Origin of the sequence: Thalassobacter stenotrophicus (assembly GCF_001458315.1) — a bacterium.
Classification (GTDB): Bacteria; Pseudomonadota; Alphaproteobacteria; order Rhodobacterales; family Rhodobacteraceae; genus Thalassobacter; species Thalassobacter stenotrophicus.
Genome location: NZ_CYRX01000031.1, coordinates 373,950 through 394,515 on the forward strand (window position 1 = coordinate 373,950; position 20,566 = coordinate 394,515).

The following is a 20,566-nucleotide window of genomic DNA, read 5'->3' on the forward strand; positions in this document are numbered from 1 at the left end:
GCGGGGTCCGCATCATGAAGGATCTGCCACGTTTCGAGCCACTAGAAGACCGCATCGTTCTGGACGGTGAGGCCCAAGTCACGGTGTCCGGCCCCACGGATGTGGAACTAGGTGCCCAAGATGTCGAGTTCACCCTGACCTTCGACAACCTGCACAGTACCGACACGGGATACCTGCCGTTCATCGACGTCGTACTGCCGACGCTCGGCCCAGACGGGTATGACGGCGTGTCCTTCGACAGCGCTACATTCTTGGGCGGCGCGATTGATACAACACAACTGGTGTTCGACACCGCTGGCGAGGCCGTGCACCCGATCGCCACCGACACCCTTGGCGACCCGTTGATCGTAACGGGCACGCCGGGTGAAACCCTGCTGGTTTTCACCCTGCCCTACGGCTCGTTCTCACCGGGAAACCCCGCCGTTGACGTGGTGATGACGCTCGATTTCTCGGACGAGGCCGATCTGAACCATACCGTTGACCTCGAAACACGGGCTGGTTTTGCGCTTGGCAATGACCCGCTCGACAATCCGGCGGCCGACCCTTCGACCCTTAGCGCATTTTCCACAACAAGCGTCGGCAAGACGCTGTTTGAGTTGACCAAAACCAACAGCGCACCAGAGAATGAGGCCGCCACTGGCCCAAGCTATGTCTATGAATACACGCTAGAAGTCACCGTAGCCCCCGGACAAACCCTGACGGATTTCAATCTGGTCGACACGCTCCCGCCCGAGATCGTCTACATGGGCAATCTCACGATGTCGCCCACAGCGACGATCAACACCGAGCCAACCGTGGGCCAGCCCGCAGGCACAGGCAACAACACGCTCGACCTGACATTCGCATCCATTGTGGGCAATCCGGTCACCGGCAATGCCGTCGTGACATTTGACTACTACATCGATGAAACAGCTGCCGGGACGACGGCCCCGACCATTCCCGTAAATTCGGGCGATCCTGCAAGCGTGATCAACACTGTGACAGGCAGCGGCCAGTGGGATCCGCTGGACACAAACGACCCAGTTGAGACGATCTCAGCCACCGCAACCAACCGCCAAGAGGCCGTTTCGCTCGCCGTCCAAAAGAGCGCGACATTGGTGGATGACACCAATCTGACCGGCGTCATCAGCCCCGATGACGTGTACCGCTTCACGCTTGAGGTTCAGGTCTCCGATTACTTTACCTTTGGTGACCTTGAGGTCACGGATGTTCTTGGCAATGGGTGGGAGTATTTGAACACCGGCAGTTACGTCCCGACCCTAACCACCACCGAAAGCAGTGGTGGCGCCGTCACGAACGCCGCTTTGCTTCCGCAGGAAACGACGAGTTTTGATAGCAATACCGGCAAGACGACCGTGGTCTGGGATATCAGCCAAGCGCTCGTGGACGCCGGTTCTGATGCGATCCTGACCGGTGATGACGCAGACGGCACGCCCGGCGGTGCCAGCACAACGGCGACAATCACGTATTACGCCCGTATCCTTGGGAACCTAACGGACGATGGCAACATCGGCGAAATCCCGTTCACGCAGGGCGATCTGTTGCGCAACACCGCCACGATCTCGGCCAGCGTTCGGGAAAACAGCGATCCGACCAACACCCTCGGGACCGAGACCGACGATACCAGCACCACCCTGCAAACACCCTTTGGGCAGATCGACAGCAAGACGGTATCCTTCATCAACGGCGCGGCACCCACACCCGGCCTGCCGATTTCGGCGGGCGATGAGGTCACGTTTAGCATCATCTACACCGCCCCTCTTGGGTCGTACGAAGACCTCGAAATCATCGACAACCTGCCACAGAACGTGTTCGATTCCACGGAAATCACCACGTTCAACAATATCGTCAGCGGCACGCCCCCCGCAGCAGGGGTGGCGCAGTTTGGTCTGGCGTCGCAGGACTATGTGGATGCGGGCGGTGGCCCCCCAACCCTGTCTGGCGTGCCCAATGACAACCAGATCAACTACGATTTCGGCACCTTCACCGCCGAGCCCCGCGAAACCGTCCGGATCGAGATCCTGTTCACCACCACCGTGATCGATGCCATTTTTGCCGATGGTCTGATGCTGACCAACCAAGCAACGGCATTTGAAGATAATGTGGTCAACGGCATGGTGGATACGACCGCCATCGCGAATTTTATCTACGGCCAGCCGGAACTGGCGATCACTAAGGGCGTGATTGCGACCGACAGCACGGACCCTGATGTGGCGTTTTCCGCGACCGAAGGCCCGGTGACGTTCACAGCACCAGGCAACAGTGGGGCACGGTTCAGCGGCACGATCAGTTCGGATGCCCTCGACACAACGCCCATTGATGCCGACCTTGAGGGGATCGATGCGGGCGATCTTGTGACCTTTGCGATTGTGGTCGAGAACACAGGCAAAGCGCCCAGTGGGGCCTTTGACGTCACGATTACCGATACCCTACCTGCGGGCTTTGGGGTGCCCACCGGTGGGCTGAACCTGTCGGTGACGGACGGCACAGGCACCCGTGCAATCACCTACACTGGCGATCTGTTTTCTGGCGGCATGGTTCTGGATGATCGCAGCTCTGAGGGCGCATTGTCGGCCTTTGACGGCACCTCCGGTGAGAACCTCGTGATCATCACCTACGACCTTGTGGCCGAGCAAACCGTAAAAGCCGGCGACGTGATGGAAAACACGGCCACTGTCACGAACTTCACTGCCTTTGAAAGCTCAGGCGGCACATCCGCGATCAACCGCGCCGACGCCAGCCTGACTGATACCGCCAAGGCAGAGGTCGATGCGGTCGACATCGTCAAAACCCTTGAGGGTCGTGAGATCGGGGTACAACGCGCCAATGAAGTCATGGTCGGTGAGGAATTCACCTTTGAGGTCAGCATCAATCTGCCTGAGGGCAGCTATGAAAATGTCATCCTGTCCGATGAGGTCAGTGTCGGCGGCGTGTTTGGCGATTTTGATATGCTCTCGGCGGTTATCACCGCCTGGAACACGAATGCCCTAACATCATCAAACGGGATCACACTTGGCAGCCTCGGGACCGTGGCCAACGACAATAAAAGCGTTAGTTTTGACGTCGGCGACTTGGTTAATCTGGGCAACAACTTCCTCTCCGATGATGTGATCACCTTCGAAGTTACCGCCCAATCACTTGGCGGGCAGACCGCAGAGGCAGGCGAACAACTCACCAACAAAGCGAAGTTTGTGGCGGATGGCGTCAGTGAAGATGTCTCTAGCCGGGTTGAATTGATTGAGCCGCAGCTCACCATCGACAAAACCGCACCCAATAACGGGGTGCGCGCGGGCCAGACGGTGACCTACACCATTGAGGTCGACAACCCAGTCCAAGCCCACGATGCGCCCGCCTATGATCTGGTTCTAACCGATCTGTTGGACCCTAGCATCGACCTTGTCGTGGGAAGCGTCACCGTGACGGGTGGCACAGGCACGACCATCGTGACCGGCAACACCAGCAGTGACGCGACGCTTAAAATTACAGCCGATATGCTGGATGTGGGTGAGACCCTGACGATTTCGTATCAAGCCGTGGTCAACTCATCGATTGAAGCGGGCACTGTAATCGACAATACCGCAAGCCTGACGTTTGACAGCTTGCCCGACGACAACGCATCAGATGAACGCGATTACGCGATCTCGGACGATGCGAGCGTGATATCGAAAAAGCCGACAGCCAACAAATCCGTCTCGGCGACCTCCAACCCCGATACATCCGGTCGCAACCTAGCGATCAGTGAGACGGTCACCTACGATATCGTTATCACCCTGCCTGAGGGCACGAACTCTGACTCGTCCCTTCGGGACATTTTGCCGACCTCGCCGGGCACGCTTGATCTGATCTCGGCAGAGGTGATTTCGATTGGGTCCAACATCTCGGGCTCGGCGTTGAGCGCCGGTGCGACCGGCACAGTGAACGGCAACATCATTGATTTCGATTTTGGTGATCTGATCAATGCCACCGACATGGTTCAAGACACACGCGATGAAATCCTCGTGCGGGTTGTGGCCCAGCTCAACGATGTGACAGGGAATGACGCGGGCGATAGGCTTACGAACAAAGCTAAATTCATGACCGACCAGACAGTCGTCTGGAACAGTGAACATATCTGGATTGTTGAGCCAGATATGCAGATCGAGAAATCGACTGATGTGGCAGAGGCGGATGCCGGTGACACGGTGGTCTATACGATCACCGCCACCAATGCTGGGGGTGCCCCGGCCTATGATATCATCATTGATGACGGGATCACCGATCCCAACCTAGAGTTCAGCTCTCCGTACGCATCCAGCATTCGGATCATGGATGGCAACACCGACGTAACACCAACCGGCGCTGACGCCCCCAGCCACGTGTTTCCGACCCCATCGGATGGATTGCAGGCAGTCATACCTGTGCTGATGCCCGGGCAATCCATTGAGATCACGTATGAAATGGTCGTGAAAGAGGGCGTCGCATTCGCAAGCAGTATCGACAACACCGCCACAGTCACCCGCTACGACAGTGACCGAGCGGGTGACACCACCGATCCCGATGATGGCCGCGTTTATTCTGGCCCGTCTGACACGCATAGGTTGCCCACACCTGACCCGCAGGTGACAAAAACCCTTGTGAGCTCGGACGACCCCCTTACCAACGGGGCCTCTGTCGGGATCTCAGAGACCCTGACATATGAAATTGAGATCGTCTTTCCTGAGGGCATATCCGATGTGATCTTGGTGGACGCTCTGCCCGCTGGGCTGACGCCGATTTCGGCCGAATTAACAACGTTCCACTCCAGTGTCAGCAGCGACAACCTTGCCCAGGGCGACACAGATACCTCGTCGAGTTTCATCACCCTCGGGTCGGACGGCGGTTTCGTCTTTGACTTCGGGACCATCGACAATGAGGGCGACAACAGTGCGGCCAATGACACGGCATTAATCACAGTCGTGGCACAGGTCACCGATATCGCCGCAGTCCAAGGCGGCGGAACCCTCGTGAACGAGGCACGGCTCAGCTTGGTTGATCCCAGTACGGGCACGGTTCTGACGCATCCCAACACCGGGCAGCCACAGACCTTCACCGACGACGCCACCGCAAACGTGGTCGAGCCTGAACTCGACATCGACAAAAGCGTTTCGCCAAGTACAGCCGATGCTGGCGATACCGTGACCTATACCATCCTGACAGAGAACGTCGGGGGCGGCCCGGCCTACGACATTCTCTTGAACGACCCGCTTGATGACGTGGCACTTATTCTGCCAAGCACCCAAAGCGGGACGATCAAAATCCTGAATGCCAACGGCGTGGACGTAACCCCCAGCGGGGCGGATGCCCCTACCCTCGTCTATCCGACGAGCAGCGATGGGCTGCGGGCCAGTATCCCGGTCCTAGAGGCGGGCCACACAATTGAGATCGTCTTTGATGCGACCATCATCAACACGCTTACGTTCTCAACCGCCGTGAACAACACTGCCGAAGTCACGCGCTTTGACAGCGACCCCGACGGGGATGAGACCGATGCCGACGATGGTCGGGTCTATGACAACACGCTTGCTGGCTATACGGTGCCTACGGATACGGCTGTCGTTACCTCACCAGATGTGCAGTTAACGAAAACGGTGCTTAGCACGGGCGACACAAGCACATCAGGCAGCAGCGTCGCCATTGGCGAGACGATTACTTATGCCCTGACAATGACCCTGCCCGAAGGTATCGCTGACCTGACCCTGACTGACACGCTGCCCACGGGGCTAAGCGCAGTCTCAGCCGAGATCGTATCCATCGGCAGCGGCACGAGTGTGACAACCGCCAATATCAATGCGGGCGACACCGAAACGTCCAGTTTTGTGACCCTTACCTCCGGCACGGTCACGTTCGATTTTGGCACGGTCACAGTGGCTGCGACTGATGATGCGGCTGCGAGAGACGAAACCATCGTCATCCACCTTGTCGCCCAAGTGCAGGACCTGCCCAGCGTGGATGCAGGAGACCGACTGCGCAACACAGGGCGGCTAGATGTGGATGACCCATCCAGCGGAACACCGCTGCAACCCGACCCTCGGGCCACGGCCGACGTCCGGGTCGTCGAACCAGAGCTCAATGTCGTCAAAACGGGGCCTTTGGTTGCGGAAGCTGGTGATACGGTTCCTTATACGGTGACTGTGACCAACGACGGGACGGGGCCGGCGCATGATGTGGTGTTAGAGGATTTGCTCAGCAACCCGCATTTGGCTTTGTCAGGCACGCCGAGCTTTGATCTGGAAGGCACGTCGATCTCTCCGGCTGTGAGCTTGGTGGGCGATGGTTTTAGGGCTGTCATTGGGTCTATTGCGGTGGGCGAGACCCTGACCGTGACCTATAATGCCACCCTCTCGGCCAGCGCGCCTGAAGCAGCAATCTTCTCGAACACCGCTTCGGTGGACTACGACACCGTGTCCGATGGCACGCCAACCTCAACCGATGGCCGCACCTATTCCGACAGCGATGATCATGACGTTGGCACGGTGCCGGCGCTGTACAAAGAGGCCACTGGATCGAGCTTCAGCCAGACGGACCGTTCGGCGTTTGAGACCACCGACCTCGACCTTGTTGTGGGTGAAGACGTGACCTTCACCCTCACGCTTGTGTTGCCTGAGGCTGAGATGAGCAGTGTTGTTTTGATCGACACGTTGCCCCCGGGGCTAAGCTATGTGAGTGCAGCGTTTGTGTCTGAGGGTGCACAGATATCTGGTGCAGCGGATGTGGTCGTGACCAATGTCGGCGCTGTGACCACCTTTGATTTTGGCGCCGTGAGCAACACGGCCACGGGCGCGATGGATGCGGGCGACCACGTCAAGGTCACGCTAACCGCGCGGGTAGAGGACGTCACCGCGGTGGCGGAGGCCGCAAGCCTTGTGAACACCGCCACTCTGGATGTGACGGCTGGGGGCGTTGTGCTTGACACCGTCACAGCCAGTGATGCTATCGATGTCGTTGAGCCCAGCCTCACGATCGACAAATCTGGCCCACTGGCCGCAGACCCCGGCGACCGGGTCACATACGTGGTTGAGATCGAGAACACCGGAACCGGCCCCGCTTTTGACATCCTTGTGGCTGATGCGATTGCCGACAGCCAATTGACCCTTGTCTCTGGCAGTGTCACCGCGACGCTCAACGGTGCCCAATTGAGCCCGACCGTCACCGAAACCAACGGCGGCTTCAGCTTCTTAGCCAGTACGCTTTTGCCCAACGATGTGTTGCGGGTCAGCTACGAGGCGGACGTCGACGTGGGCTTTGCCCAAGGCGATCTGCTGTCGAACACGGTGACGGCTGATTTTGACACGGTGCCTGACGGTGATCCGGCCTCTGACACGGGGCGCGAGGAGAGTGTCACGGACACCCATGCGATCGTTCCCGGCGCGCTTTTGAGCAAAGCCACCGTAGCCAGCAGCATAGCTGATACCGGCGACAGTGCGGGCACTGCGGGCGTCACTGATTTGAACATCGGAGAGACTGTCACCTATGCCCTGACTGTTACCTTCCCGGAGATCGACATCGACGGCGCCGTTTTGGTCGACACCCTTCCAACCGGGCTGAGCTTTGTATCGTCCTCGATCGACAGCAGTGCCACCGGGCTGACCGGGGTCATCCCATCGCGCAGCATCTCGGGTCAGGAGATCACCTTCGACTTCGGCGCCTTTACCAACCCATCAGACGGCAGCATCGGCGCCGATGATCAGGTCGTAATCTTAGTCACTGCCCAGGTTGAGGACGTGACCACCAACCAAGATGCCGTAGCCCTCAGCAACACTGCAACCCTCACGCTGACCCCTCAAGGCCAAGCGGCAATGGACCCGATCACGGCCACCGCACCCGTGGATATCGTGACCCCTGTCTTGAGTGTGAACAAATCCGGCAACACCGCCGTCAACCCAGGAAGCGACGCAAGCTACACGGTGAGCGTGGTCAACTCAGGCACCGGGCCCGCCTTTGACATCCTTGTGGCGGACGTTTTGGACAATGCCCACCTCAGCTACAACGCAGGTTCGCTGACGGCAACGATCGACACCGTGGATATCACATCGGGCCTAAGCGTGACCTCGACGGCCACCGGGTTTGAGACATTGGTGGCCAAACTGTTGCCCGGCGAAACGCTTGAGGTCACCTATACCGCCCGCCTCGATGCCAACGCCCCCGCCGCTCACAGCTTTGACAACACCGCCACCATCACCTTTGACACCGTGCCAGATAATGATCCGCGTTCAACCACTGGCCGGACCGCCACGGACAGTGATGATCATGCGATCGCAACCGGACCCAGCATCACCAAAACCGTGCTCTCGACAGACTTCAGCGAGACCGGCACAGCCGTTGGCAATACGGGGCTCGTCGATCTGAACGTCGGCGAGACCGTGACCTATGCCTATGAACTCACCTTGCCAGAAATCCCCCTCGACAGTGTGGTGTTGAGCGATGTGCTGGGGCCAGAGTTGGAGCTGATCGCAGACTCGGTGAACGTCACATCCATCGGCGCGGGCATGACGGCGGTGAACACCCCACCCGTTGTGACTGAGACCAACGGCCAGACCTTTACCATCGACTTTGGCGCCGTGAATAACCCGTCAGACGGCAGCATCGGCGCCGATGACAAGATCCTGATACAGGTCTCTGCCCGTGTCATTGATGTGCCCACGGCCCAATCGGGTCGCGTCACAGATAACACCGTCAGCGCCACGATCTTGCCCACGGGGCCCGACGGACAAATGACCCCCGTCACCGCCACCGCACAGGTTGAGATTGTCGACCCCAACCTGACGATCGACAAAGTGGGCCCCGTGGCACTTTATGGCGGCGAAACAGCGTCCTACACGCTGACGTTAACCAACACCGGCAATGGGCCTGCTTATGATGTGGCCATCACTGACACTTTGTCAGACGCGAACCTTGCGCTGGTCTCTGGCAGTGTGAGCCTTGCGCTGGATGGCACCACTATCACCCCAAGCGTGACCGAAACCAGCAGCGGCTTTACGGTTATGATCCCTGTGATTGAGCCTGGCGAGACGTTGGTGGTCAACTATAACGCGCTCCTGTCCACAACGGCCCCCAACCTGCAACCGCTGACCAACACCGCCACGGCCGTGTACGACACAGTGCCCGATGGGGACGCCAACAGCCCCACCGGCCGGACCGAGACCGTCACGGACAGCGACAGCGTCCTGTCCATCCGAGGGCTGGAAAAGACCGTCGTGTCGAGTTCAAACCCAGACACGGGCACCGCGCAGGGCGACAACAGCCTGACAGATTTGACGATCGGAGAACAGGTTACATATGCCTTACTCGTGACCCTGCCCGAGACAGATCTCGATAGCATTGTCATCACCGACACGCTGCCAACGGGTCTGGGCTTTGTCTCTGCCTCTATCGGCACGCCCGGCTCAAACATCAGCCTGACCGCACCCGGCACACCGGTGAACAGCGGCCAAGTCACAACCTTTGATCTGGGCGCTTCAACCTCGCTTGGCGATGGCACCATCGACGCCCAAGACCAGATCACCCTAACCCTCGTCGCCGTCGTCCAAGACATCACCGCAAACACAAACGGCGCGCTCCTGACCAACTCAGCCGATCTCGTCATCACCCCTTCCGGCGAAACGCCCCTCAGCCCTCAAGCCGACACCAAAACCATCGAAGTCGTCGAACCAGAACTCAATGTCGTCAAAACGGTCAGTGACACTTCGCCATTCCTTGGGGACACGGTGACCTACACGGTGGTTGTGGCCAATGATGGTGCAGCGACCGCACCGATCTATAACACCGTGATCAGTGACCCGCTGCCGTTCCAGCTGTCCAGTGCGGGCGGAATTACGGTCAGCGATCCAAGCCTTGCGACCGTCACGGCAGGCTCTGCTGCGGGCGATACACAGCTGTCTATTTCGGTCCCGCGATTGGCACAGGGTGAAAGTGTGACAATTACCTACGATGTGTTCATCGGCTTTCAGACAAGCACGTCTAATGCCGTCACGAACGTCGCAAGCGTTGAAGGCACCTCAACACCGACGGCCTCTGACCCAGAGACCCGCATCTATACCGCGAGCGACCCGGCCACATTCACCGGGACAACAGCCTCTAGCCCGGCCCAAGTAAGCGACCCCTTTAGCAACCTGGGGATTGATGACGCGTGGTTCCTGCCAGTGCTCGCGATTGATCCGATTTATTCGGGCACGGCTGAGCCCGGCTCTAATGTCACCATCCGGCTTTATGGCCCCCAAGGGGAGCAGACCGGCCTGCGCCATGTTCTTGCGGATGCGGGCGGCCATTGGATCGCGATCTTCCCGCGGACCGAAATCGACAGCCCCTATGACGACAGCATGTTCGCTACTCTACAGGGCAGTCGCGTGTTTAATGCGCCAGTGGAACTGCTGGACCAGCGCCCCACCACAGAACTGGCCAGTCTGGGGGAAACGCGGTTTGCACGCGTCGGCACCGACCTTTCGACCGAGAGCTATGGCATCTCGCTATCGGCTGACCGGCCCTCGACCCTGCCCCAAAGCCACGGCATGTTTAACGCCCGGACCTTCTATGCATCGACCTTTCAGCAGGGCGCGTTTGCTGATGCCGATACGCTACGGGTCGATGAGGTGTTCGAGGACATCGCAGGCCTGACGGTTCAAAGCCTGTATGAGGCTTCTGCCAACCCGCTGGGCAATGGGCTCAATCGTTTCAACCAAGAGTTTCTGAGCGAGGCAACCGCCACACCGGGCAGCCCACACTAGCGGCCTCAGGTCGCCTAGACCCACAACCGCAACAGGACCCAGTCGCGCAAACCGCGCCCAACGACCTGCCAAATCGGACGCCACGTCCGGTCGAGCGCCACAACACCGGTCATACCCGGACGCAACGTATCGACCGCCGCATCCGACAGGCTGGCCTGCGCCGGAAATAACGGGGCCCGTTGTCCGCTTGGTGCTGCTGGTGAGATGGACACAACCTGCGTGTCAAACCGCAAAGATGGGTCAAAATCAGGACGGAACGCCCCCGCCTGCCCCAAATCCACCTTGGCCACCTGTGATTGCGGGACTGAGACATCCAACTCCATCGCAGAGGGGTCCGCGATCTCAAGGACCAGATCCCCGCGCCGCATCAGCGCACCGGTCATGTCGCCAAGACCATCACCGATGACCAACCCCGAAATGGGGGCCATCAAAACGGCGGTCTCTTTGCGCGCCTCCAACAGGGCGATATCCGCGAGGACACGTTCGGCTTCTAGCTCTGCGGTGCGCAGATCTGCTGCCAGCCGCCCGGCGCGTGCGCGCTCCCGGTCCAACAGGGCACGGCTGTAGCTGGCCTGCGCCGCGATCAATTCCAAATCAAGCGCGCGGGTGTCGAAGCGGCCAAGCACCGTTTCGCCAGCGACCACACGGTCACCGGCACGCACGTCCAAACCCGCCAATGGCGCATCCAGCGGGCTGGTCACAATCCGGTGGGACACCGCCGCAACCGTAGCCGGAAGGGACACTCCATCGGGGATGGGCACGAAGGCCACGCCGCACAGCACTCCAACCAGCGCGCTGCGCCTTGCCCAAGCGCGCCAGTTCACGCCGCGCCGCGCCGCATGGGGCGCAAGTTTGCCTGCACTAGCGGCCAAAAACGGCAGCATACTGGCGTTTCGGCGTGGGGCCGCAAGGTGCATAACAAGACCATCTTGCTGCCCCGGTTCTGCGGTGAACGCGCGCGTTTGCTCACACAGGCGCAGGCGCGCGGTTTCAGCCATACTGGATTTCAGCTCAGTGGCCACGCGGGCGCCCTTGCCCATCTGGGCCTGCCCAGAGATATGCAGATCATGCACCTTTTGCCCATCAAACCGGGAGACCGCCGCGTATTCAGCTGAGAAAAACGCGGCCATCATATCGCTGAGCGATTGCAGGTCGGGGCCTTGTGTTCCGGCACTTTGGCCTAGTTCGGCAAAGAACCGCAGAAGGTTCTGCAAAAGGTCCACCGTTTCCGAGCGATACGTGGCAATAGATAAGCGCGCCAAGAGGGTCAGTCGTTCATGGGCCAAAGCGCGAGCGGCTTGCCCCTCACCGCGCAATTCAACCACCAAGGCGGCATCTTGCCCGGTGTCGAGTGCGATTTTTGCGGCCATGAATGTGGCCTCAGTCAGGACAGGTTTAGCATCTGGCGGCAGCGCCTGCTTTGCAAGGGTCATCCCCGCATCAGGCACGTCATCGGCGGGATGCGCATCGGGCTGTCCCGCGGCATCGAAAGTGATGACCCACGCCCGTGATTGCGGGATCAGGGCTTTGGTAAAGCCAACCAAGCGCGCCGAAAAAGGTACCTGCGCTGAGGTCGAAAACACCGCCGCCAGAGCCTCAGCCAGCGACTGAGGCACAGCGGCTTGGGCCTGCGGAGGGCGCGGTACAGTATTCATGGTGCTCGGAGGATCAATGTCGCACCGGGTCGAAAAGCACGATCGGCGTTATCAAGTGCGACGCGAATGCGCACCGTGCGGCTGGCGGGGTCAATCCGGGGATCAATCGTCGTGACTTGTACAGCCGCCGTTTGGATTATCGCACCCTCGACTTCGGCCTCAAGGCTTTGACCAACGACCATCCGATCCAACCATTCCAGCGGAACAAACGCCGTGGCCTCTAGCGCGTCGAGCTGCGCCAACGTCAATACCACGGCCTGCGCGTCCACATAGGTACCTGCCTCGGCTTGGACCTCTAGCACGACCCCGGGGAATGGCGCGCGCAAGGTATAGTCGGCCAGCATTGCCTGCTCTAGCGCAAGTTGCGCGCGAGCTTGGCGTTGTCCTTCTTGGGCGATTTGCAGATCGGCTTTTGCAAGGTCGACGGCTTGTTGCGCCTGCTCAACCTCCCACGACTGGGCCGCACCGCGCGCACGCGCTGCTTGGACGCGGGCGAACAAGGCCTGCGCCTGTTCCACTTGGGTCTGCGCGCGCAATTCGCGCCCATCCGCATCCGCCACCACTTGGGCCAAAGCGACACGTTGGCTTTGAGTTCTGCTTTCGAGTTGGGCCAACGGTGCGTCCTGTGCGACCGTCGTGCCTTCGGCGACATCAACGGCGGCCAGAATGCCCACGAGGGATGTGCGGATGTCTACGCTTTGTACCGGCTCCAAGATCGCCGTCACGCCCTGCGCCGCTGCGGGCAACGGGGCAAGCGCCCCGAACAGAGCCACCGCGAAGACCGCACGAAAAATCATGCGACAGCAGCCATATTCGAGAAATTCGCCATCGACATATGATGCGCGGCAAACAGCGTCATGAGCCCCCGACGCGCAAGCCCAGCCAGCGTCACGTCATCCAAATCACGCACCTTTTCTTCGGAGATCACTTGAAACCCTTCGATCCGTGCCGTCTTATCCTGTTTAGTTAAGTTCACGGTTGTGGTTTGCAGCAAATCCAATTTTGCGACCTCGGCCATGACCTGGCGGGTGCGCTGCGCTGATGTTTCATAGCGCGTGGCAAAATCAAGGATGCCAGTCAAATGCTCAGACTGGCTGCCATCGTCGTTTAACAGAGCCGTGCTGCCCTCAGCCGTGTCGGTGAAAAGGGTTGAGGACATGTCCGCACACAAAATTTGTCGTGGCGCATCCTCGGCCTCCTTCACCAACAGGAAGGGATAGCGGCGCAAGTAGGCCGGAATGTAGGCGGCGGTCGCCCACTTTCCCTGCGCATCTATTTGATCATTAACGCCTTTGCGCAGCCCCACCAGCGCCATTGGCATCGGTTTAGCGCCCGTAGTAAAGACAATCGGATAGTGCCGAACGACCTGCGCAAACTCATCGCAGGTGATCGGGATCGCGTTTGCGTTGGCAGCGATACCAAACTCCCGATCGGTCTTGATCCGCAGGTCCTTGTGACGCTCAGATGTGATCGGAACGAGAGAATTGTACAAGAACGGCAACCGCCCCGTTACATCCACGGTTTGTGTTTTATCCACAGCGCGCCGTCTGGCCATAATCATGCTCCCAATAAATTTATAAGTCTTATTCTAACAGTGTTTCGATTGGGAGGCGATCCTGAAGGGCGCGCTCAACACTGTTTTTCGCCCGCTGAAACAGCGATTTAGGCTCAGCCGTTTTGCGCGCAACCACACCTGCCCCGCTAGGCGCCTCTGCAAAGCAAGGTGGTGCTGGTAAATCAATGGTTGCGCGCAGCTTTACGGCTCCATCGCGCAGCACCAATTGCGCTTCGGTTTGCACCAGTTGAGCTTGAAATTCACAATCCGGAGCATGCTCTAGTCGCACCAAAAGCGGGGCCGTGTCGGCGCGGCCCAGAAGGCCTGCCTCAAAATCCCGCTGATCGAGCCAGAGCACCAAATGCGCAGTCGTGGGGGTCGATATCGCGCCCAATGCCGCCTGCCCCGGCTGCACCCATGCGCCGGCATAATCGCGCGCGCCCAAAGGGGTCCAGACGCTGTCCGGGCTGGCCGTGACACGCAGACTTGTGGCCCGACGCTCTAGGTTGCCACCCATCTCATCCAGTTGAGCCAGATCGGTTTGCAGGCGCGCGATCTCGGCCCCCGAAGGACGGCGCGCGATGGCTCGTGTAGCACTCTCGACAATTTGTCGGCGCAAGTGAAGGTCGCGTTGTTCATGCGCCAACTCAAGGCTCTCTAACACGGGCAAGCCATCCGCATCTAAGCGCAGCGCAGCCGCCTCGGGCACTTGGACAAAGGTGGTTTCAAAGCGGGACAGCTGTCCATCCAGCAGGACCCGGTCCCGAAACGGGATCCCGCTCAGCACGCATATCGCAGCGAGGCCCCCCACACCCGCCAAGACGCGCCCCAGTCGGGCCCCATTGCCGCGCGCCTGTTTCAGGCTGCGCGCAAGTGGACGGACAATTAGCATCGTAATCACAATGCCAAAAACAACCGCACTAAGACGGGGATCAAACTGATAGGAAATCCAAAAGATGCCAGCAAAAATGACCCAGCGGTAAAGGTAGCTAAGCACCCAATACCCAAGCGCACGCCGATCCGGACGCGCCACTTCGGCCCCCAAAGCGAGGCTTAGCCAACGCACCGCCGCCTGACTGCCGCGCCCGGCCAAGTTGGGCAGGCCCAACAGATCCGTCATAATGTAATACCCATCCAGCTTGATGAGCGGGTTTAGGTTGAACAACAGGCTCGACACGGCGGCGAACATCGCGACCTGAAACACCGCGTCTTGTAGGGGGCCCGCGCCAGTAAACGCCCAAAAGAGCGTGGCCCCAAACACCACAAAGAACTCCAGATACAAGCCGCCAGCCCCGATAATCGCCCGTGGCATCCGCCCCTTCAGCCGCCAGGCGCCGGTGACGTTGGTATAGGGAAAGGGCGTCATCGCGAAAATCGACAGCCCCATGCGGATCGGCCCTGAGGCGATACCATCGCGGCGACACATCTCTTGGTAGGCGAGTGCGTGGCCCATTTCATGCACGATCTTGAGCGCGACAAAGCACAGCGCAAATAGCGCCATACCCTGAAGGTTGATCGCGGGAACCTGCGCGATGGCATATGCCAATTTGTCCGGACGCAAAGCCACGGAAGCAATGGCCCAGCCCCCCAAAAGCATCCAAGTGATGAGCCCCACCGCGCTAAACGCCCACCGGCCCAGCCCGGCGAAACGCGCCGCGATCCCGGCGGCATCAAACAGGTCAAACCGGACCATAATCGCCTTCGCCTCAAGGGGCTGGTTTGCCTTTGGTAAGTCTTGGTTTGTTACACCTTGCGCCACAACAACGCCGTAACGCATGAACTGCGCGAGCGTGTTTTGCGCCACCGGGTCCGGGAGGCCCGTGCTGGCACATGCTCGGGCGTAGGAGCCTGTTTCCCGAAGCGCCTCAAGAAAGGAAACGGCGGTCGCGTTTGCGCCGAAATGCTTGCCGCTAACTTCATTGGAGATGGTGTAGGCTTCACCGCCTGTATTTTCACCAACATAGGTGACCACAACGAACGTCGGAATAATGAGATCACGGGAAAGGGCAGCAGCATCCATGGACAAAACTGTAGCGGATGCCCTTAGGGAAACAATACCATAAGCCAAGGCCTTGAAACAAAAACCCCGGGAGGCTTTCGCTTCCCGGGGTTTGTTTCTTACCCGCCGAAATCGTCGAGCATGATGTCTTCGCGGTCTACACCCAAATCGATGAGCATATTTGTGACCGACTGATTCATGATCGGCGGTCCGCACATGTAGAACTCACAGTCCTCAGGTGCTGGGTGGTTCTTGAGGTATTCATCAAACAACACGTTGTGAATGAAGCCCGTATAGCCGTCCCAATCATCATCGGGCAGCGCATCGGACAGAGCCACGTGCCATTCGAAGTTATCGAATTCTTCGGCCAGTTGGTCGAAGTCTTCTACAAAGAACATCTCACGCTTGGAGCGAGCACCGTACCAGAACGAGATTTTGCGATCACGGTTCTTGAGGCGTTTGAGCTGGTCAAAGATGTGGCTCCGCATAGGCGCCATGCCAGCACCACCGCCGATGAACACCATCTCTTTTTGCGTCTCGCGGGCGTAGAACTCACCAAACGGTCCGGAAATCGTCACCTTGTCGCCGGGCTTAAGGTTAAAGATGTACGAGGACATCTTGCCCGGAGGCACCGCATCCGCACCGGGGGGCGGTGTGGCCACCCGGACGTTGAGCATGATCATGCCCTTCTCATCGGGGTAGTTCGCCATGGAGTAAGCGCGTTCAAGCGGCTCAGCCACGTCCGATTCAAACCGCCACAAGTTAAACTTGTCCCAGTCCTCGCGGTACTCTTCTTCAACGTCGAAGGACTTGTAATCGACGTGGTGCGCAGGGGCTTCGATTTGGATGTAGCCACCAGCGCGGAAGTTAACATCCTCACCCTCGGGCAAACGCAGCACGAGCGCCTTGATGAAGGTCGCCACGTTTTCGTTCGACTCGACCGTGCATTCCCACTTTTTGACACCAAAGACCTCTTCTGGGACTTCGATCTCCATGTCTTGTTTGACCGCCACTTGGCACGACAAACGATCCCCGCAGGAGGCTTCACGCTTGGTGATATGCCCCTCTTCGGTCGGCAGGATCGACCCGCCACCTTCGTGGATACGCACGCGACACTGCGCGCAGGTGCCACCGCCGCCACAGGCGGAGGGCACGAACAGCTTCTGCTCGGCCAGCGTTTGCAGCAACTTGCCGCCCGCCGGGACCGAGATGGTCTTTTCACCGTTGATGGTGATGTTCACGTTGCCCGTCGAGACCAGCTGCGACCGCGCCATGATGATGATCGACACAAGCGCCAGAACAATCAGCGTGAAGAGGATGATACCTAATCCGAAAGTAGCCATGCCCGTTCTCCTTTAGAGTTTCACGCCGCTGAACGACATGAAGGCCATAGCCATCAGGCCGGCCGTGATGAACGTGATGCCCAGACCTTGAAGACCGTCTGGGATGTCGGAGTATTTCAGTTTTTCGCGCACGCCCGCCATGGCCGTGATCGCAAGAGCCCAACCAAAGCCCGACGAAAAGCCGTACGTGACCGACTCGGCAAAATTGTAATCCCGTTCCACCATGAACAGCGACCCACCAAGAATGGCGCAGTTCACTGTGATCAGCGGAAGGAACACACCCAACGCGTTATAGAGCGGTGGGAAGTACTTATCGAGAACCATCTCAAGAATCTGCACCAGCGCCGCGATGACACCAATGTAGGAAATCAGCCCCAAGAACGTCAGATCGACATCCGAGAACCCCGCCCACGACAGTGCGCCCGGAGCCAAAAGATATGTCAGGATCAGGTTGTTGGCAGGCACCGTAATCGCCTGCACCACCATGACCGAAACGCCAAGACCGATGGCCGTCGAGATCTTTTTCGACACCGCGATGAAGGTACACATACCAAGGAAGAACGAGAGCGCGAGGTTCTCAACAAAAATCGCTTTTACAGCGAGGGAAAGCAGCCCTTCCATCAGTGCGACTCCACCGTTTGAATTTTATATTCACGCTCTTCGACTTGGGCAGGTTTCCAAGCGCGGAACGCCCAGATGATCAGCCCAATTATAAAGAACGCAGACGGGGGCAGCAGCAGCATGCCGTTGGGCACGTACCAGCCACCGTTGTTGACCGTCTCGAAGATGGTGATGCCGAACAGGCTGCCGGCGCCGAAAAGCTCCCGGAAGAAACCGACAAGCATCAGGATCAGGCCGTAGCCAAGCCCGTTGCCGATACCGTCGATAAAGCTTGCCACGGGTGGGTTCTTCATCGCGAACGCCTCAGCGCGCCCCATCACGATACAGTTCGTAATGATCAGGCCGACAAACACTGACAGCGTCTTGGAAATCTCATAGGCGTAGGCCTTGAGTACCTGATCCACGAGGATCACGAGGCTGGCGATGATGACCATCTGCACAATGATCCGGATCGAGCCGGGAATGTGGTTGCGCAGCATCGAGATGAACATCGAAGAGAATGCAGTCACAAAGGTCACGGCCAGCGACATCACAAATGCCACCTGCAAGGAGGAGGTCACCGCAAGCGCGGAGCAAATGCCCAGCACCTGTAGCGTGATCGGGTTGTTGTCGACCAGCGGGTCGATCAACATCTGTCTCCGGGTCTGGCTCATGAGATATCTCCCGATTTCAGGTTGGCGAGAAAGCTCGCATAGCCCGTTTCGCCCAACCAGAACTGCACAAGGTTGTTGACGCCAACGGATGTCAGCGTGGCCCCTGCTAGCGCGTCGATGTGATAGTCTGCGCCAGATGCGTTGGGGGCTTTGGCGACATGGATTTGCAATTCACCGTTGGCATCAGCCACCCGCTTGCCGGGCCAAAGGGCCTTCCAGCGGGGGTTGTCGATTTCGGCACCAAGGCCGGGTGTTTCACCATGCTGGTAAAACTGAAGGCCAAAGATATCGTTGCCATTTTCTTCAAGCGCGATGAAGCCATACAGCGTGGACCACAGGCCGTAGCCGTGGATCGGCATGATCACCTTATCGATGCCGCCCGCGTCGTCGCGCAGCAGGTACACAGTCACGAACTTGGACTGACGCCCAATGCCCGCCGGATCATCGTCCAACGCAACAGACAAAGCAGGATCAGAAGCAGCTGCGCGATCGTCAAAGCTGGCCGCGTCGAACTGATCGGTAAATGTGCCGGTCGCGATCTCAAGGACTTGGGGTTCAAACACGCCAAATGCCTCGACCACGTCCACGCCCGGTTCATACATGCCAGCGACTTGCAGGATGTTGACCTGTTTGTCGATCAGCTTGTTGACCTCTTGCAGAGGGCGCAAGGCCACGGCTGCGGCGGACACAAACATCGACGCCACAAGGCACAGCATCACCGCGACGAAAACCGTCTTTGGTACCGAGTCCGTTGGCAGGGCAAGAAAGCGCCCGAGGGGGCCCTTTGGCTGCGGGGTCGCATCAGACATGGCGGCGGGCCCTCCGGCGGATGTTAGCTTGGACGACAAAGTGGTCGATGAGCGGCGCAAAGACGTTACCGAACAAGATGGCGAGCATCATGCCCTCTGGGAACGCAGGGTTAATCACCCGGATCATCACGACCATAAAGCCGATCAGCGCACCATAGATGAACCGCCCCATGTTCGTGTGGGAACCCGACACAGGTTCTGTCACCATGAACACTAGACCAAAGGCGTAGCCACCCACGACAAGGTGCCAATACCACGGCATCGCGAACATTGGGTTCGTGTCCGAGCCGATCAGGTTCAGGAGTGTCGAAAAGGCGATCATGCCCCCCAAACACCCGGCGATCATGCGCCAGTTGGCGATGCGGGTGGTCAGCAGGAATGCAAGGCCGATGAAACACGCAAGCGTCGATGTCTCCCCAATGGAGCCTTGGACAAAGCCTAAGAAGCTGTCCATCCAAGTCGTGCCGCGCGCCACGATCTCTTGGTAGCCATCGGAGGCTGCAATCGCGAGGCTGGTCGCCCCGGAGAAGCCGTCAACTGGGGTCCAGATCGTGTCACCCGACATCTCTTGTGGGTAGGCAAAGTAGAGAAACGCACGCCCCGTGAGCGCCGGGTTGAGGAAGTTTTTGCCGGTGCCACCGAACACTTCTTTGCCGATCACGACGCCAAAGATGATCCCCAAAGCCACCTGCCACAAAGGAGCATCAGGCGGCATGATCAATGCATAAAGCATTGAAGTCACGAGGAAGCCTTCGTTCACTTCGTGACGACGGATCGTCGCAAAGATAACTTCAAAAATGCCCCCAGCGACCAGTGTAGTGATATAGATCGGCAGGAAGTACAGCGCACCGTGCAGGATATTCACCATCGGGTTCGCGGCGTTAAATCCGATGCCCGTGGTTTCCAAAACCCAAACGCGCCAGCCCGTAGCACCCAGCGTTTCGATTGCCGTATTTACCTGAAATCCGATGTTGTACATCCCCATCAGGATGCACGGGATCGTGGCCATCACGACGTACGTCATGATGCGTTTCATATCGATGTAGGACCGGGCGTGCGGGGCTGCCGTTGTCACCGTCTTGGGGGTGTACAGGAAGCTCTCGACCATCTCGTAGAGGGGGAAATACTTTTCGTACTTTCCGCCCCTCTCAAAGTGGGGCTCGACGCGGTCGAAAAAGTTGCGCAATCCCAT

10 protein-coding genes are annotated in these 20,566 nt (G+C 58.8%); 1 reads left to right on the top strand and 9 read right to left on the bottom strand.

All coding sequences use genetic code 11. The annotated features are described in order from the left end of the window. Window positions 1-14 precede the first annotated feature (14 nt). Window positions 15-10,739 carry an isopeptide-forming domain-containing fimbrial protein gene (locus tag THS5294_RS12440; protein ID WP_058124018.1) on the top strand — a complete coding sequence of 3,575 codons (10,725 nt, stop codon included), beginning with the start codon at window positions 15-17 and terminating at the stop codon, window positions 10,737-10,739. Between the two features lie 14 nt (window positions 10,740-10,753). Here the strand turns inward: THS5294_RS12440 and THS5294_RS12445 are convergent, their stop codons facing one another. The 9 genes from THS5294_RS12445 to THS5294_RS12485 all read right to left on the bottom strand — a co-directional run bounded on the left by THS5294_RS12445 (window position 10,754) and on the right by THS5294_RS12485 (window position 20,566). Then, window positions 10,754-12,394: an efflux RND transporter periplasmic adaptor subunit gene (locus THS5294_RS12445; RefSeq protein ID WP_072936630.1), complete on the bottom strand. Its 1,641-nt coding sequence runs from the start codon at window positions 12,392-12,394 to the stop codon at window positions 10,754-10,756. Then, window positions 12,391-13,191, bottom strand: a complete 801-nt coding sequence (locus THS5294_RS12450) for an efflux RND transporter periplasmic adaptor subunit (RefSeq protein ID WP_058124020.1) — start codon at window positions 13,189-13,191, stop codon at window positions 12,391-12,393. The genes THS5294_RS12445 and THS5294_RS12450 overlap by 4 nt, the downstream gene beginning before the upstream one ends. Then, the gene (locus tag THS5294_RS12455) at window positions 13,188-13,949 is read right to left on the bottom strand and encodes a SapC family protein (RefSeq protein WP_072936631.1); all 762 of its coding nucleotides are present in this window, start codon (window positions 13,947-13,949) and stop codon (window positions 13,188-13,190) included. Before THS5294_RS12455 ends, THS5294_RS12450 begins: the two co-directional genes overlap by 4 nt. Before the next feature lie 28 nt (window positions 13,950-13,977). After that, window positions 13,978-15,969 (bottom strand): zinc metalloprotease, encoded by a 1,992-nt coding sequence (locus THS5294_RS12460; protein ID WP_058124022.1) that lies wholly within the window; start codon window positions 15,967-15,969, stop codon window positions 13,978-13,980. A 98-nt stretch (window positions 15,970-16,067) separates the two neighbouring features. Beyond that, window positions 16,068-17,291, bottom strand: a complete 1,224-nt coding sequence (gene nqrF, locus THS5294_RS12465) for an NADH:ubiquinone reductase (Na(+)-transporting) subunit F (protein ID WP_058124023.1) — start codon at window positions 17,289-17,291, stop codon at window positions 16,068-16,070. 12 nt (window positions 17,292-17,303) lie between these two features. Continuing rightward, a complete protein-coding gene (gene nqrE / locus THS5294_RS12470; RefSeq protein WP_058124024.1) occupies window positions 17,304-17,912 on the bottom strand; it encodes an NADH:ubiquinone reductase (Na(+)-transporting) subunit E in 609 nt (202 codons plus the stop codon). Continuing rightward, complete coding sequence (locus THS5294_RS12475) at window positions 17,912-18,565, bottom strand: NADH:ubiquinone reductase (Na(+)-transporting) subunit D (protein ID WP_038007095.1); 654 nt, start codon at window positions 18,563-18,565, stop codon at window positions 17,912-17,914. Before THS5294_RS12475 ends, nqrE begins: the two co-directional genes overlap by 1 nt. Further along, window positions 18,562-19,374 (bottom strand): Na(+)-translocating NADH-quinone reductase subunit C, encoded by an 813-nt coding sequence (locus THS5294_RS12480; protein WP_038007093.1) that lies wholly within the window; start codon window positions 19,372-19,374, stop codon window positions 18,562-18,564. Before THS5294_RS12480 ends, THS5294_RS12475 begins: the two co-directional genes overlap by 4 nt. After that, complete coding sequence (locus tag THS5294_RS12485) at window positions 19,367-20,566, bottom strand: NADH:ubiquinone reductase (Na(+)-transporting) subunit B (RefSeq protein WP_058124025.1); 1,200 nt, start codon at window positions 20,564-20,566, stop codon at window positions 19,367-19,369. Before THS5294_RS12485 ends, THS5294_RS12480 begins: the two co-directional genes overlap by 8 nt.

Bases quoted from the DNA above. Each gene is read 5' to 3' on its own strand.
- THS5294_RS12455 (WP_072936631.1), bottom strand. From the start codon at position 13,949: ATGGCCAGACGGCGCGCTGTGGATAAAACACAAACCGTGGATGTAACG.
- nqrE (WP_058124024.1), bottom strand. From the start codon at position 17,912: ATGGAAGGGCTGCTTTCCCTCGCTGTAAAAGCGATTTTTGTTGAGAAC.
- THS5294_RS12445 (WP_072936630.1), bottom strand. From the start codon at position 12,394: ATGAATACTGTACCGCGCCCTCCGCAGGCCCAAGCCGCTGTGCCTCAG.
- THS5294_RS12475 (WP_038007095.1), bottom strand. From the start codon at position 18,565: ATGAGCCAGACCCGGAGACAGATGTTGATCGACCCGCTGGTCGACAAC.
- nqrF (WP_058124023.1), bottom strand. From the start codon at position 17,291: ATGGCTACTTTCGGATTAGGTATCATCCTCTTCACGCTGATTGTTCTG.
- THS5294_RS12450 (WP_058124020.1), bottom strand. From the start codon at position 13,191: ATGATTTTTCGTGCGGTCTTCGCGGTGGCTCTGTTCGGGGCGCTTGCC.
- THS5294_RS12440 (WP_058124018.1), top strand. From the start codon at position 15: ATGAAGGATCTGCCACGTTTCGAGCCACTAGAAGACCGCATCGTTCTG.
- THS5294_RS12460 (WP_058124022.1), bottom strand. From the start codon at position 15,969: ATGGATGCTGCTGCCCTTTCCCGTGATCTCATTATTCCGACGTTCGTT.
- THS5294_RS12480 (WP_038007093.1), bottom strand. From the start codon at position 19,374: ATGTCTGATGCGACCCCGCAGCCAAAGGGCCCCCTCGGGCGCTTTCTT.
- THS5294_RS12485 (WP_058124025.1), bottom strand. From the start codon at position 20,566: ATGGGATTGCGCAACTTTTTCGACCGCGTCGAGCCCCACTTTGAGAGG.